The 2,465-nt window shown below is 56.6% G+C and carries 5 protein-coding genes; all 5 read right to left on the bottom strand.

Features of this window, described 5'->3' with window-relative positions:
• A partial coding sequence (locus tag ACSHXH_RS19325) for a hypothetical protein (protein ID WP_435673431.1) occupies window positions 1-230 on the bottom strand: 230 nt, incomplete at its 3' end.
• Window positions 231-248: 18 nt separating this feature from the next.
• A complete protein-coding gene (locus tag ACSHXH_RS19320) occupies window positions 249-410 on the bottom strand; it encodes a hypothetical protein (protein ID WP_435673430.1) in 162 nt (53 codons plus the stop codon).
• A 12-nt stretch (window positions 411-422) separates the two neighbouring features.
• Window positions 423-911: a YcjF family protein gene (locus ACSHXH_RS19315; protein WP_435673429.1), complete on the bottom strand. Its 489-nt coding sequence runs from the start codon at window positions 909-911 to the stop codon at window positions 423-425.
• 229 nt (window positions 912-1,140) lie between these two features.
• Window positions 1,141-1,941 carry a 4'-phosphopantetheinyl transferase family protein gene (locus ACSHXH_RS19310; protein WP_435673428.1) on the bottom strand — a complete coding sequence of 267 codons (801 nt, stop codon included), beginning with the start codon at window positions 1,939-1,941 and terminating at the stop codon, window positions 1,141-1,143.
• A 157-nt stretch (window positions 1,942-2,098) separates the two neighbouring features.
• A partial coding sequence (locus ACSHXH_RS19305; protein ID WP_435673427.1) for a transposase occupies window positions 2,099-2,465 on the bottom strand: 367 nt, incomplete at its 5' end.

The following is a 2,465-nucleotide window of genomic DNA, read 5'->3' as shown; positions in this document are numbered from 1 at the left end:
ACTTCGCGCGCTTCGGCATTCAGCAGGTAAAGCACGACCGTGCCGCATGTCGCCGACAGCAACGCGACAATCCCAAGGTTCGCCAAGCCAGGTTTCCCGATCGACGACCAGAGTTGGACCAGCCCAATCCTCCGACCCTTCTGACCGGACTGACTGCCCGAGGCCATGAGCCTCAAAAGCTTTTCGCCCAGCCCGTGGGGCTGAGCGGATTGCGACGCTTTTCTGGTCATATTTTTCCGGGCACTTGCTTAATGCTTGGGCTGGGTCAAAAGCAATGTGATGGCCACGGTTAGCGGTGTCAGAATGATGGATAAGATGAAAGCCCCGCCAAAACCCAGCGCACGGTCACGCCCGAAAAGCCCTACAATGGCGCACAGGCCAAGGTAGGCTATGACGACGACCGGATTCATCACTCTACAGACCTATTTGGAGCTGGCGGCAGCGAATTCGTCCTGTAGGTCCTTTTTGATGGCATCGACGCTGAAGTCGAGCATCGATCCGCCGCCTTCGAAATGACGCACAAAGACTTTGCCGATTGCATAGGTGGATGCGGCGGCAAATGCGGCCATTCCAGCGCTGCCAATCAACGTGCCGCTGAACGGGATCAGCTTGACCGATGATCCCAGCAGGCCGGTACTGACCGCCGCCGGTGCCAGTGTCCCCAACAGCGCCGTGATCACGGCCTTGAGGTTCTGCTCATCCGCGTCCTGTGCGTAGGCAGCCGCGATCTTGCGAACCATCTGTACCTGAACGGCGCCGATGGCGAGCAGGTCGAAATAAGGTACGGGTACAACGCCGCCCGCAGCCGACCACTTCACCGAAGACGAGATGATCTCTGCAACTTTCTGGTGCCGGATATCGACAGGAGTTTCCGCCTTGTTGTCATTTTTTGCCATTGTTGTGGTCGCCATGGTGTCACCTCATATCGGGCTTGGAATTAAATCGGACGGATATCCATAAATTTTCAGACGTCGATATTCCGCAACGTCATCCAGCTATTCATCTATTCAACAAGCCAAGGTCAAAGTCCAACCTTAATTACCCCTGATGTACAGGTTTTGTCGCTGTAATCCCGGTTTCGACAGCCGCCTCGGTCTGAAAACCCACAAGATTTACAAATCATGAATATTCTGAGTGAATTCAAATAAAACAACGCTGCGATCTGCGCCCTTCGATTGAGTGTGATTCGCCGCATTTAACCATGTTTGGCCGCACGCAAAGAGTTATGACATGGCCCTGCCACCAGCCCGCCCGAACCTGCAGAATGCTTTGACGAGCAAGCTGCGACGACAACTCCGGTTGCAGTTCAAACCACAGATCGTCCCCCGATATGGTCGTCAGGCGCGCTTCGTGAAAATCGACAAATCTTTTGACCGTAGGGTAAACGGCCTTGAAAATGGACTCCTTGGCCGAGAACAACAGAGTAAATCCCGCGTCGGACCAAGGAGTCTGAGAGACAAGTGCCAACTCTTCGGGCCGGATGATCTGCGACCGGATTTCCAGGCTGTCCTGCGGTCGAACAGTGGCTTCGATGTCGATGCCCAAACCGACGTACTGTCTAGACTTTGCCGTTAGGCAGACCACGAATCTGTCGCAGTGCGTCAGGCTGCCGGTGACGCCGGTTGGCCACACGGGCGCGCGGTCAGGCCCCAGGATCGGCCAGTCCGTGGCGGTGTCGGTCAATGCTAGCAGATCCGGGGCAAGATCGCGTATCGCCTCCATCGCACAGCGTCGCCCCGCACGATATTCACCCTTTCGCTTGGCGACGGCCCGGGCAAGCTGCGGTGGTAGGGCAACGTCAAGCGCCGCCATTTCGCCGCCATCCAATGCCATCCAGCGCGCACACATACCGTGTTCCGTCGGCCACAGCGGCAGTGCAGGGGCTCCTTGCTGGCCGCTACACGGCTGGGAACGCTGTCGATGTTCATCCCTGTCAATCATTCCGTGCACTCCCTGCGCGCCATATTCAAAGCAGAGCAAGTCCATGTCCAGACATGACAGACGACCAGCAGGTCTTAAAACCGCAGGTTCGGGCACAACGCGATTTTCAGCTGGCGCCTTCGCCGGACACAGTGTCGCTACCAAGTATCCGTGTTGATCAAGCGTAATTTTCAGTCCATTTCCGCCCGTCTCTGAGAAGTGCGTTTGCGACAACGACAAGCTTTCGCATGATGGCGGTCAGCGCGACTTTGGGCGGTTTTCCGGCTTTCACCAGCTGGTCGTATTTCCTCTTTGCGCTCAGATCGTGACGGATCACGCACAGTGGGGGCATATACATAGCGCGGCGGAAGAATGCGCGCCCGCCCTGGATGCGATCCTTGCCCTGCCATTTTCCTGATTGGCGTGAGATCGGAGCCAATCCGGCCAGACATGCAGCCTGTTTTCCGCGAGTTATGGCTGAATCTGGTGTCTGGGCGGTTTGAATGACGGCGGTGCATCTGGTTGGTTTGTTGTTGCGACACAAG

The sequence above is a fragment of the Marivita sp. genome (assembly GCF_051251565.1).
Taxonomy (GTDB): domain Bacteria; phylum Pseudomonadota; class Alphaproteobacteria; order Rhodobacterales; family Rhodobacteraceae; genus Marivita.
Note: the sequence above shows the minus strand (reverse complement) of the source record. Positions and strands in the feature narration are given on the sequence as shown.